An 11,421-nucleotide genomic window follows, 5' to 3' on the forward strand; every position below is an offset into this window, starting at 1 on the left:
CGGCGGATGGCCTGCCGCCCCCGGCCCCGGCACGCCCCCGGCCGCCCAGGGCGGACCGGCCATGCCCGCCCTCCCCGCCGCACGCACCCCCGAACAACAGCAGAACAACTGGGAGCAGCCCCCGAGCGGCCAAGCCGCGCCGGACGGCCCGTACGACACGGACGAGGGTCCGTACGACGCCTACGACACGGGCGAGATGGACGACGCCCCGCAGCCCACCGGGCGGCGGCGGGCCCGGCGGCCGTTGGCCGACGAGCAGTCGGCGCCTGGCGGGATGCCCGCCGTGGAAGAGGGCGCGCCCCAGCCGGGCGCCTGGCCGGGCGGCCCCGTGCAGCCCCAGCCCCAGCCCTTGCCTCAACCCCAGCGCCGGCCGCAGCAGTTGCCTGCCGAGGCCGGGCCGGGCCCCGACGCCTCACAGGGGCGCGCGATCAGCGTGCGGACCTTGGGGCAGGGCGTGCCGTTCGCGCAGCAGGTCTCGGAGCAGCACCCGCACCACCCGCAGGGCCAGCCCCAGACGCCGTCCGGCGGCACGGCCGCGGCCGGGGCCTCGGGCAGGCGGCGCAAGCTGGCGGCCCGGCCCGACCCGGCGGCCCCGGCCACCTCGGCCGAACTCGAACCGGCCGGCCGCGCCCAGCCGCCCCACCCCGGAGCCCAGCCACGTCCCCAGCAGGGGCCCGGACCGGGGCGCCCCGGCTCGCCCCAGACCGCGGGCCGCGCCTTCGCGATCGGCGCGCCCGACGAGGGCGCCGAGGGCCCGGAGCCGCTGGACGGGCCGAATGGCGCCATCGAGATCGTCGACGACCGCACCCCGCCGCCCGACGACGAGCTGCCGCCCGAGCCCCTGGACAACCCGCGCCGGCTGCTCGTATGGCCCGCGCCGGACATGTCCACGCAGCAGGCCCTCAGCGACCGCGGCTACCGTCCGGTGATCGTGCACTCGCGCGAGGAGGTGGACGCGCAGATCGCGGCGTACCCGGCCGCGCTGTTCGTCGACCCGCTGACCGGGCCGATCACCCGTACGGCGCTGCAGTCGCTGCGTACGGCGGCGGTCGCCGCCGAGGTGCCGGTGCTGGTGACGGCGGGGCTCGGCCAGGCGTCGCGCGAGGCGGCGTACGGTGCCGACCCGGCCGTCCTGTTCAAGGCGCTCGCGCCGCGCGACAGCGAGCAGCACCCGCCGCGGGTCCTGCTGATCGAGGAGCACCAGCCGATCTCCGAGGCGCTGACGGCGACGCTGGAGCGGCGCGGTATGCAGGTCGCGAGGGCGGCGACGGACGCGGACGCGGTGGCGCTCGCCGCGCAGATGCGGCCGAATCTGGTGGTCATGGACCTGATGCAGGTGCGCCGCCGCCGGGCCGGGATCGTGGACTGGCTGCGCGGGAACGGGCTGCTCAACCGCACCCCGCTGGTCGTCTACACCTCCGCCGACATCGATCCGGCCAACCTGTCGCGGCTGAGTTCGGGCGAGACCGTGCTGTTCCTCGCGGAGCGCTCGACGAGCACGGAGGTGCAGGGGCGGATCGTGGATCTGCTGGCCAAGATCGGCAACAACTGAGTCCGTGCCGCCGTGGCCGCCGCCCTGGCCAGTCCACTCCGGGCCGGCCGGCGGGCGGCGTTATGACCTGGGCGGTGACGACCAGGCCGGTTATGCCCCGGGCCGTCATGACCGGGGCCGTTATAACCGGGGCCGTTATGACCCGTCCGTGCCGGTGAGGCGTCGGACGGCCGTACGGAGCGATTCGCGCAGCTGTGCCGCGTCCTCCTCCGTCTCGCCGACGAGCAGATTGCGGAACTGCGACACGGCGATGGGCCAGCCCGCCAGCGCGCTGATGATGAACACCAGGTGCTCCGGTGGGAGGTACCGCTCGATCGCGCCCTTCTCCTGCGCGGCGGCGAAGGCGGCTGCCTTCGCGGCGTAGTACTCCCGGCGCTCCTGTTCGCGCTGGACCTCGAAACCGCCGCTTCCGTACTCCAGGCCCTCCCAGAGCATCAGCCGCAGCAGCTCGGGGCGCTCGGCGTGGTAGGCCATCAGCCGGTCCAGATAGCCGTCGGGGTTCTCGGGGTCGGGCGGAACCGCGGCCGCGAGGTCCAGCATGGCGTGTTGGACCACCTGCCTGAACAGCTCGGCCTTGTCGCCGAAGTAGGCGTAGATGAGCTGCTTGTTGGCCTTCGCCTCGCGGGCTATGCGATCGATGCGGGCGCCCGCGATGCCGTGGGCGGCGAACTCCGCGGTGGCCGCCGCGAAGATCCGGGCTTTGGTCGCCTCCGCGTCCCTTGTCGGTGCCATGGAGCCAGGGTAACCAACTATCTGGTTGACAACGTCTTCCTGAAGCCCGCAGACTCACAACCAACCAGTTAGTTGTCATCCCAGCCCGGCCCGGAGCGAACCCCGCGCGGAGGTTTATCAGCGATGACGGGTACGAATACGGTCACACCGACCGCGACCAGTCACCCCACCAGCCCCAGCACCACCACCAGCACCGAGACCCGCACCCACGCCCGTACTCGCGCCCGGCGCGATGGCCCGCCCACCGGCGTGTTCCTCGCGGTCGTCGCCCTGTGCACCGCCGTGACCGCCGCCAACATCTACCTCGCCGCGCCGCTTCTCAACCTCATCGCCCATGACCTCGGCGTCGCCCCGTCGGCCGCCGGGTGGATCGCCTCCGTCGCCCAGCTCGGCTACGCGGCCGGGCTGCTGCTCTTCGCGCCCCTCGGCGACACCGCCGACCGCCGCCGCCTGGTCGGCGCGCTGTCCGCCGCGGCGGCCGCGGCCCTGGTCGTCGCGGGGCTGGCGCCGGGGCTGCCCGCGCTCGGTGCCGCCGTGTTCGCGGCCAGCGCCGCCACGGTCGTACCGCAACTGCTGGTGCCGCTCGTCGCCGAACGCGCCCCCGCCGCGCGGCGCGGTCGCCACCTCGGCGTCGTCGTCGCGGGGCTGTTCGCCGGAGTGGTCGCGGCGCGGGTGCTGGGCGGTCTCGCCGGGCAGGCGTACGGCTGGCGCGCGGTCTTCCTCGGCGCGGCGGGCCTCACCGCGCTCATCGGCCTGGCGACCGCCGTACTGCTGCCCGCAGAGACCCGCCCGCGGACGAAAACCGACCCGCTGACGGCCCTCAAGGGCATCGCCCGGGTGCCGCGGGTGCTGGCCGCCTCCGCCGAGCTGCGGAGCGCATGTCTGCGACAGGCCGGGATGTACGGGGCGTGGAGCGCCCTGTGGACGGCCCTGGCCCTGCTGCTCACCGGGCCCGGCTACGGGATGTCCACGGGTACGGCCGGGCTGTTCGGCCTCTTCGGGCTGACCGCGAGCGCCGTGGGGCCGCTGGCCGGCGGGCTGGTGGACCGGTTCGGGGTGGCCCGGGTGGTCGGCTTCGCGTACGTGCTCGCCGCCGTCTCCGTACCGCTGTTCTGGCTCGGCGGCTCGTGGATCTGGGCGCTGTGCGCGGCGGCGGTGCTGCTGCACGCGGGGCTGATGGCGGGACAGGTGGCCAACCAGACCCGGGCCCTGACCGCGACCGCCTCGCCGGCCACGGCCAACACCGCTTACATCGTCGCGGCGTTCATCGGCGGGGCGGCCGCCTCCGCGCTCGCCGCGCCGGCGTTCGGGCACTGGGGCTGGGGCGGGGTGTGCGCCGTCGCCGCCTGCTGGCTGGCCCTGGGCTGGCTGGGCGCCGCCGGGCGCCCCGGTCGTACCGCCCGTACCGCCCGTGCCGCCCGTGGCGCCCGTACGCGCTGAACGCTTTCGGGTGCATCGGGGCATACAGGGGGCGCGGCTGGTCGTCCGCGCCCCCGTCGGCCGTCCGACCGAGCCCCGTCACGTTCAGCCCGGGCAGGCCGGGTGAGCCAGGCCGGAGCAGGCCAAGTGCGATGGATCGGAGCAGATCAGGCCAGCTGTGTGACTTCCAGCTCGCCATCCGCGTAACGCCTGCGGATGACCTTCTTGTCGAACTTCCCGACGCTCGTCTTCGGCACCTCCTCGATCAGCGCCCAGCGCTCGGGCAGCTGCCAGTGCGCGACCCGCTCCGAGAGGAACGCCCGAAGCGCCTCGTAGCCGATGCCGGAGCCGTCCTTGAGCACCACCGTCGCCAGGGGGCGCTCCCCCCACTTCTCGTCCGGTACCGCCACCACCGCCGCCTCGGCGACATCGGGGTGGGCCATCAGGTGGTTCTCCAGCTCCACCGACGAAATCCATTCGCCGCCCGACTTGATGACGTCCTTGGCCCGGTCGGTCAGCGTCAGGAAGCCGTCCTCCGTTATGGCGCCGACATCGCCGGTCTTCAGCCAGCCGTCCGGAGTGAACTTGTCCTCCGGGCGGAAGGGCTCGCCCTCGGCCCCGCCGAAGTACGCGCCCGCGATCCAAGGGCCGCGCACCTCCAGCTCGCCCACCGATGTGCCGTCCAAGGGCACGAGCTCGCCGTCGGCCGAGGTCAGCCGGTACTCCACCGAAGCCGGGAACAGGCCCTGGGACTCCCGGTACCGCCACTCCTCCTCCGCCGTGAGACCAGCGGGCGGATGGGCCACGGACCCGAGCGGCGAGAGCTCCGTCATGCCCCACGCGTGTACGACCCGGATGCCGTGCCGCTCCTCGAACGCCTTCATCAGGGACGGCGGGCAGGCCGCCCCGCCGATGTAGACCTCGCGCAGGCTGGACACGTCTCGCGGCCTCGCGTCGAGCTCGGCCAGCAGCCCCTGCCAGATGGTGGGGACGGCGGCGCTGACGGTCGGCCGGACTGTTTCGATCATGTCGGCGAGCGGTCCGGGCTGCAGAAAGCGGTCGGGCATCAGGATGGAGGCGCCCGTCATGAATGCGGAGTGCGTGGTGCCCCACGCGTTCGCGTGAAACATCGGCACCACAGGCAACACCATCTCCTTCCCGGACATGCCGAAGCCCTCAACACTGTTGATCTGCATCGAGTGCAGATAGATCGAACGGTGGCTGTAGGCCACGCCCTTGGGGTCACCGGTCGTGCCGGAGGTGTAGCACAGCGCCGCCGCCCGACGCTCGTCGATGACGGGCCAGGGATAGCGCACGGGACGGCCCTCGATCAGCTCCTCGTAGTCGTGGACGGTGGCCCGACAGCCGTCCAGCACGGAACGGTCTCCCGGCCCGGCCACGACCACATGCTCGACGGACTTCAGCCCCGGCAGAAGCGGGGCGAGCAGCGGCAGCAGCGAGCCGTTGACGATGATCACGCGGTCGGCGGCGTGATTGACGACCCAAGTCAGCTGGGCGGCGGGCAGACGCAGATTGAGGGTGTGCAGCACGGCGCCCATCGAGGGCACCGCCAGATACGCCTCCAGGTGCTCACAGTTGTTCCACATGAGCGAGCCCACGACCTGGCCCTCTTCGACACCGAGCTCGTCGTGCAGGGCGTTCGCTAGCTGGATGGACCGCAGGCCCACCTCGTGGAAGGTACGGCGCTGCGGCTCGCCATCACCGGTCCAGGTGACGACCTGAGCCTTGCCATGCGCGAGCGCCCCATGGACGAGGATGCGGGTCACGGTCAGCGGTACGTCCTGCATCGTGCTGAACACCGGGGCCTCCAGGGTGCGGGTTTACGCGCGGGTCAAGGTGTCCGCCGATTGTGCAGCCGACCGGGCGGTATGTCACTACCCGGTGGTCACCACACCGGACCCGCTCCCCTGGTTCGGGCAGGTGGCTCGGGCAGGTGGCTCAGGCAGCCCGGGTGAGGGCCGGGTCATCGCGCAGTTTGCCGAGGGCGCGCGAGACGGCGCTCTTGACCGTGCCCACGGACACTCCAAGCACCTCGGCCGTCTGAGCCTCGCTCAGGTCCTCGTAATACCTGAGGACGACCATGGCCCGCTGCCGGTCCGGCAGCCGCAGCACCGCGCGCCACATCGCGTCCCGCAACACCTGCTGTTCGGCGGGGTCCGGAGCGGGGACCGGATCCGGCTCGGGCAGCTCCTCGCACACAAACTCGTCGACCTTGCGCTTACGCCACTGCGAGGTCCGCGTGTTCACCAGCGCCCGGCGGACATAGCCGTCCAGCGCGTTGTGGTCCTCTATCCGCTCCCACGCCAGATACGTCTTGGCCAGCGCGGTCTGCAGCAGGTCCTCCGCGTCCCAGGCGTTCGCGCTCAGCGCGCGGGCGGTGCGCAGCAGCACCGGCCCCCGCGCCCGCACATACGACGCGAAGCACGGGAACGCGGCGGTGGACGCGCCGTTGCACACACTCGTGGTCATACCTCCCACGCTAGGAGCGGGCCGTGGGCCGGGGATCGGCCGTAAGTGCCGAAGCCGCCTCAGCCTCAGGTTGTAGGGGTAGGGCTGGCACCACCTCCTGCGGGGGGAGGGGCGGCGCAGACGACGTCAGGGTTGTGCCCCAAGGGTGGGATGGGGCGGGGGAGTCAGCCGATGATCGCCACGGGTGCGTCGACCTTGTTGCGGTCGATATGCAGGGTCCGGCCGCCGTGCTTCTCGGTGACATTGCCCACGTACTGGTGGATACGGCGGTGCGGATGCCAGGCGCTCTTGGGCAGGACCGGTTCACCGGACAGCGAAGCCTTCCCGCTCCACCGCGCGAACCACATCACGGAGGGGAGGTGGTGCTTACCGGCCTCACGGGCCTTCTCCAGATGCAGCACCCCCGACTCGGCGCTGCTGTAGAAGCCCGGGAAGTAGCCGTGTGAGCGCACTTCACGGCACCAGCCGCGGATGAAGGAGAGGGTGGTCTTGGCACAGCTGGTGCGCGTCTGGTCGTACGCCTCCATGTCGAGGTAGAGCGCGCTGCGCTTCTTGATGGCCAGCGCCTTGGCGCGCTTGACCGCGTCCTTGCCTTCCTCGCGCCCCTGCGAGGTGGGCTTGCTGCCGATGGTGACGTGCTTCTTGTTCGTGTTGCGGACGCAGGGGGACTGGGAGCCGACGTAGATGGGCAGCACCCGCCAGCCGATGTCGCGGGTCCCCCGCATCCAGGAGACGGTGAGGTTCGGCTGGTTCGGGCAGGCCCGGCCCCGGCCGCCGTAGTAGACGCCGACCGCCCGGTACTTGGAGCTGTTCCAGGCGCGCAGGGTCGCGAGCGAGGGGGCCTGGCAGGTGTCGAGGGCCCAGCCCTGGAAGACCTTGGCGCCCAGCGGCCGTGGGTCGGGGAGGGCCGCCGCCGGGGCGAAGCCGGGCACTGCCGCCGGAGCGAAGCCGGGGGCTGCCGCCGGGGAGGAGGCGGCGGAAGGGGCGCCGACGATCAGCGTGGCCAGCGTCGCGGACAGGCCGATCGCACATCCGACGATCTTCCATCTGATCTTCTTTCTTCGGTCCATATGAGGAGTCAAAGTGCCGGTGGGGGGACCGGGCCCGCAGACACGCGCGCGGTTCAGCCGTCTGCCCCGATGAGCAGCCCGGATGTCGGTACCCCGGTGCCCGCCGTGACCAGGACGCGGGCCGCGTGCGGGACCTGGTTCACAGAGGTGCCGCGTATCTGGCGGACCGCTTCGGCTATCCCGTTCATCCCGTGCAGATACGCCTCCCCGAGCTGGCCGCCGTGGGTGTTGAGCGGCAGCGCGCCGTCGGCGACAAAGCCGGGGGCCTCCCCTCGCCCGCAGAAGCCGAACTCCTCCAGCTGCATCAGCACAAACGGCGTGAAGTGGTCGTAGAGGATGCCCACGTCGATGTCGTCGGGGGTCAGCCCACTGCTGCGCCACAGCTGGCGCGCGACCACTCCCATCTCGGGCAGTCCGGTCAGATCGTCCCGGTAGAAGCTCGTCATCTGCTCCTGCCCGCGGCCCGCGCCCTGCGCCGCGGCGGTGATCACGGCGGGCCGACGCGGCAGATCGCGCGCCCGCTCGACGCTGGTGACCACGAGGGCCTGGCCTCCGTCGGTTTCCTGGCAGCAGTCCAGCAGCCGCAGCGGCTCGACGATCCAGCGGGAGGCGGCGTGGTCGGCGAGGGTGATCGGCTTGCCGTAGAAGTACGCGTCCGGGTTGGTGGCGGCGTGGCGGCGGTCCATGACGGCCACATGGCCGAAGACATCCGGAGCCAGGCCGTAACTGTGCAGATAGCGCTGCGCGGCCATGGCGACCCAGGAGGCGGGGGTCAGCAGGCCGAAGGGCAGCGCCCAGCCGAGCGCGGTGCCTTCGGCCGACGGCTCGCGGTGCTGCACCCCGGACCCGAAGCGGCGGCCGGAGCGCTCATTGAACGCGCGGTAACAGACGACGACGTCGGCGACGCCCGTGGCCACGGCGAGCGCGGCCTGCTGAACGGTGGCACAGGCGGCTCCCCCGCCATAGTGAACGCGGGAGAAGAACGAGAGCTCGCCGATGCCGCACGCCTGCGCCACGGTGATCTCGGGGCTGGTGTCCATGGTGAAGGTGACCAGCCCGTCGACGTCGGCGGGGGTGAGCCCGGCGTCGTCCAGGGCGGCCTGCACGGCCTCGACGGCCAGCTTCAGCTCGCTGCGGCCGGAGTCCTTGGAGAACTCGGTGGCCCCGATCCCCACGACGGCCGCCCGGCCGCCGAGCGTGTCGGCTCCGCGGACACTCATCGGGCCCCCCTCTGCGGGGAGTCCGCCTCGCCATGGGGGAAATCCAGGGACAGCCTCAGGGTGACCTTGCCCATGACATGGTTCCCGATGCCGTTGCGCCCGGTCACCGACACCTCCGCGGTGCCGTCGGTGACCGCCGTGACCTGTCCGGTCAGCACCATCTCATCGCCGGGGTAGTTGGGGGCGCCGAGCCGGATGGCGACCTTCTGGAGCCGGACGTGCGGCCCGAAGTGATCCGTGATGTACCGGCCGACCAGGCCATTGGTCGTCAGGATGTTCATAAAGATGTCCGGGGAGCCCTTCTCCTTGGCCGCCTCGGCATCGTGGTGGACGTCCTGGTAATCGCGGGACGCGATCGCACCGGAGACGATGAGGGTCCGGGTGATCGGAATACGCAGCGGCGGCAGCTCGTCGCCGACCCGGACCGTCATCCGGCCACCCCCGTCAGCTCATCGCCCAGCTCGGCCAGGAGCCCGGGCGCCGGTCCGAGATATGCGTCCAACTGCCGGCCCCACAGAAAGTGCCGGTGGACCGGGTGCTCCACATCGGCGCCGATGCCGCCGTGCAGATGCTGGCCCGAGTGCACCACCCGCTTGCCCGCCTCACAGGCCCACCAGGCCGTGGTGAGCGCATGGGTGGCGGCTGGCAGGCCCTGGTCGTAGCGCCAGGCCGCCTCGTACGCCGTGACCCGGATGGCCTCGGTGTCCATATGGGCGTCCGCCGCGCGCATCAACACGCCCTGGTGGGTGGAGAGCGGGCGGCCGAACTGCTCCCGAACCGCGGTGTGGTGGACCACCCGGTCGAGCGAGCCCCGGCAGACCCCGGCCTGCAGCCCGGCGAACGCGGTGCGGGCCCGGCCGAGCACATCGGCATGGGTCCCCTCGCCGCCAAGCAGCTCGGCGGGCACGCCGTCCAGGGTCAGCCGGCCCGCCGCCCACGGCGCGGTGGTCTCAACGGATTCGACCAGGGCGGCGCCGTCCCCGTCCGCAGCGGTTCCGTCCGCCTCGGCCCCGGCGGCTTCGGTCCTGTTGTCTTCGGTCCCGCCGCCCTCGGTCTTGTCAGCTTCGGTCTTGTCGGCTTCGGTCCCGGCGGCGTGGACGTCGACCAGGAAGCAGCGCGGCTCCGCCCGTAACCCCGCAGAGGCCGCGGGGCCCGCCTCCGCGCCCTGGGCCGCCTCCGCCTCATGTCCCGCTCCCGCCTCATGGGCCCACACCAAGACGTCTGCCGGCACCAGGACATGGGTCGCCGCCCGGAGCCAGGGCACGGCAGGGAAGGTGCCGCTCAACCGCCAGCCGTGCGCCGTCCGACGAGCGGTGGCCACCCCCGAGCCGAAGGCGCCCGTCGCCACCGCGGTGCCCTCCCGCAGGGCGGGCAGCAGCCGGTCGCGCTGCTCCGCCGTGCCATGGACGGCCACCGGCAGCACTCCATATGCACATGTCACCGCGAGCGGCACCTGGGCGGTGGTCCTGCCCTGCTCCTCCAGCAGCAGAACGAGCCCGACGAGGCCGATCTCCTCCACGGCAGCCGGAAGCCCCGCGGCGCACAGCGCCTTCCACAGCTCGGCGTCCGTGCCGGTGCCGAGGGCGGACAGCCGCTCGTGGGTGGACAGGTCGCCGAAGATCTCGGCCGCCAGCTCGCGCGCGGCTCGCTGCTCCTCGGTGGGCGCGAAGTCCATCAGGCCACCGCCCCTCGGAAGACGGGAAGCTCCAAGTCGGCGTCCACGCGGAGAAATTCCAGCTCGACGGGCATACCGATGCGGACCTTGTCGTACGGCACCCCCGTGATGTTGCTGATCATCCGCACCCCTTCCGCGAGCTCGATCAGGCCTACGGCGTACGGAGGGTCGAAGGCCGGGAAGGGCGGGTGGTGCATGACGACATAGCTGAACACCGTCCCGGCGCCCGACGCCTCGACCGTCTCCCACTCCAGGCAGCCGCACGCCCCGCACCCGGGGAGCCAGGGGAAGCGGAGTGTCCCGCAGTCCGTGCAGCGCTGGATGAGCAGTCTGTGCTCGGCGACCCCCGCCCAGAAGCCGGCGTTGTCACGGTTGATCACGGGACGCGGACGCCTCGCCTCCTTCACCTCCGTCGTCCGCTCCTTCGCCGCCGATGAACGCCGCGCCGGGGCGTACTTGAGGATGCGGAAGCGGTGTTTTCCGACCAGTTCCCCACCCGCCCGGATGTCCATACGCGTCGTGACGAAGTGGCCGGAGCCCAGTTTGGTGGTCTTGCGCGGTGAGACCGACTCGATCACCGCGTCGAAGGTGACCCGATCACCCGGCCGCAAAGGGCGCAGATACTCCTGCTCGCAGTCCGTGGCGACAACCGAGGTGCAACCCGCCCCGTCGAGGAGGGCCAACAGCTCGTCGTACGCCTCGGACCGGATCGAGCCGCCCGTATGGCCGGACAGCCCGCCCATCGTCCACACCTGCAGCATCGTCGGCGGTGCGCTGGCCGGATAGGCGGGGTTGGTATCACCCATCGCCTCACACCAGTGCCTGATCATCGGCTCGTTGACCGCATCCCTGCCCTCGCCCCCGGCCACGGCCGCCCGGCCCTCGTACGCCCGCAGTCGCCCGTAAAAGTCATCGGTGCCGGAGCCACCACCAGCCACCTGCTCGCCGACCACCTGCTCGCCAATCGTCCGCTCGCCAACCGTCCGCTCACCGGTCATCGCTGCCCCCGCCGCATGCCGAGCCGCATCGTCGCCACGATTTCCCGCTGTACCTCACTCGCACCGCCCCCGAAGGTGTTGATCTGCGCGGCCCGGTTCATCCGCTCGAGCTCGCCGTCGCCGAACGCGCCCGGCGATCCCGCCCGGATCAGCCCCGCTTCCCCCACAATCTCCTGACACATCCTGTACACCTCGACGGCGCTTTCGGTTCCCGCGAACTTGACCCCGCTCGCATCCCCCGGGCTCAGCGTCCCCGCCCCCACAT

General features: G+C 72.1%; 10 protein-coding genes and 1 pseudogene. 2 read left to right on the forward strand and 9 right to left on the reverse strand.

All coding sequences use genetic code 11. The features are described 5' to 3' along the window. Nucleotides 1-1,552 (forward strand): annotated as a pseudogene (locus CCN51_RS20415) (response regulator); the annotation flags it as partial. 135 nt (nt 1,553-1,687) lie between these two features. Here CCN51_RS20415 and CCN51_RS20420 read toward each other — a convergent pair. After that, on the reverse strand, nt 1,688-2,284 hold the full coding sequence (locus CCN51_RS20420) for a TetR/AcrR family transcriptional regulator (protein WP_014177846.1): 597 nt from the start codon (nt 2,282-2,284) through the stop codon (nt 1,688-1,690). 123 nt (nt 2,285-2,407) lie between these two features. On the opposite strand from CCN51_RS20420, the gene CCN51_RS20425 reads away from it, so the two are divergent. Continuing rightward, the gene (locus tag CCN51_RS20425) at nt 2,408-3,724 is read left to right on the forward strand and encodes an MFS transporter (protein ID WP_014177847.1); all 1,317 of its coding nucleotides are present in this window, start codon (nt 2,408-2,410) and stop codon (nt 3,722-3,724) included. 146 nt (nt 3,725-3,870) lie between these two features. On the opposite strand, the gene CCN51_RS20430 is transcribed toward CCN51_RS20425, so the two are convergent. The 8 genes from CCN51_RS20430 to CCN51_RS20465 all read right to left on the reverse strand — a co-directional run. After that, nucleotides 3,871-5,523, reverse strand: coding sequence for a long-chain fatty acid--CoA ligase (locus CCN51_RS20430; RefSeq protein ID WP_014177848.1), 1,653 nt, complete (start codon nt 5,521-5,523; stop codon nt 3,871-3,873). A gap of 139 nt (nt 5,524-5,662) precedes the next feature. Beyond that, complete coding sequence (locus tag CCN51_RS20435) at nt 5,663-6,193, reverse strand: SigE family RNA polymerase sigma factor (protein ID WP_043487208.1); 531 nt, start codon at nt 6,191-6,193, stop codon at nt 5,663-5,665. Between the two features lie 164 nt (nt 6,194-6,357). Then, the gene (locus CCN51_RS20440; protein ID WP_014177850.1) at nt 6,358-7,263 is read right to left on the reverse strand and encodes a DUF1906 domain-containing protein; all 906 of its coding nucleotides are present in this window, start codon (nt 7,261-7,263) and stop codon (nt 6,358-6,360) included. A 53-nt stretch (nt 7,264-7,316) separates the two neighbouring features. Continuing rightward, nucleotides 7,317-8,483 (reverse strand): lipid-transfer protein, encoded by a 1,167-nt coding sequence (locus CCN51_RS20445; protein ID WP_014177851.1) that lies wholly within the window; start codon nt 8,481-8,483, stop codon nt 7,317-7,319. Further along, nucleotides 8,480-8,914, reverse strand: coding sequence for a MaoC family dehydratase (locus CCN51_RS20450; RefSeq protein ID WP_014177852.1), 435 nt, complete (start codon nt 8,912-8,914; stop codon nt 8,480-8,482). Before CCN51_RS20450 ends, CCN51_RS20445 begins: the two co-directional genes overlap by 4 nt. Beyond that, nucleotides 8,911-10,158, reverse strand: coding sequence for an acyl-CoA dehydrogenase family protein (locus CCN51_RS20455; protein WP_014177853.1), 1,248 nt, complete (start codon nt 10,156-10,158; stop codon nt 8,911-8,913). The genes CCN51_RS20450 and CCN51_RS20455 overlap by 4 nt, the downstream gene beginning before the upstream one ends. After that, complete coding sequence (locus tag CCN51_RS20460; protein WP_014177854.1) at nt 10,158-11,156, reverse strand: bifunctional MaoC family dehydratase N-terminal/OB-fold nucleic acid binding domain-containing protein; 999 nt, start codon at nt 11,154-11,156, stop codon at nt 10,158-10,160. The genes CCN51_RS20455 and CCN51_RS20460 overlap by 1 nt, the downstream gene beginning before the upstream one ends. Then, nucleotides 11,153-11,421, reverse strand: a 269-nt coding sequence (locus CCN51_RS20465; RefSeq protein ID WP_281262464.1) for an acyl-CoA dehydrogenase family protein, incomplete at its 5' end; no start/stop codon positions are given. The genes CCN51_RS20465 and CCN51_RS20460, both read right to left, overlap by 4 nt.

The organism is Streptomyces milbemycinicus, from assembly GCF_002154605.1.
GTDB classification, from domain to species: Bacteria; Actinomycetota; Actinomycetes; order Streptomycetales; family Streptomycetaceae; genus Streptomyces; species Streptomyces milbemycinicus.

Coding starts and splice junctions, on each gene's coding strand:
- CCN51_RS20460 (WP_014177854.1), bottom strand. CDS start 11,156: ATGACCGGTGAGCGGACGGTTGGCGAGCGGACGATTGGCGAGCAGGTG.
- CCN51_RS20440 (WP_014177850.1), bottom strand. CDS start 7,263: ATGGACCGAAGAAAGAAGATCAGATGGAAGATCGTCGGATGTGCGATC.
- CCN51_RS20450 (WP_014177852.1), bottom strand. CDS start 8,914: ATGACGGTCCGGGTCGGCGACGAGCTGCCGCCGCTGCGTATTCCGATC.
- CCN51_RS20420 (WP_014177846.1), bottom strand. CDS start 2,284: ATGGCACCGACAAGGGACGCGGAGGCGACCAAAGCCCGGATCTTCGCG.
- CCN51_RS20435 (WP_043487208.1), bottom strand. CDS start 6,193: ATGACCACGAGTGTGTGCAACGGCGCGTCCACCGCCGCGTTCCCGTGC.
- CCN51_RS20425 (WP_014177847.1), top strand. CDS start 2,408: ATGACGGGTACGAATACGGTCACACCGACCGCGACCAGTCACCCCACC.
- CCN51_RS20455 (WP_014177853.1), bottom strand. CDS start 10,158: ATGGACTTCGCGCCCACCGAGGAGCAGCGAGCCGCGCGCGAGCTGGCG.
- CCN51_RS20445 (WP_014177851.1), bottom strand. CDS start 8,483: ATGAGTGTCCGCGGAGCCGACACGCTCGGCGGCCGGGCGGCCGTCGTG.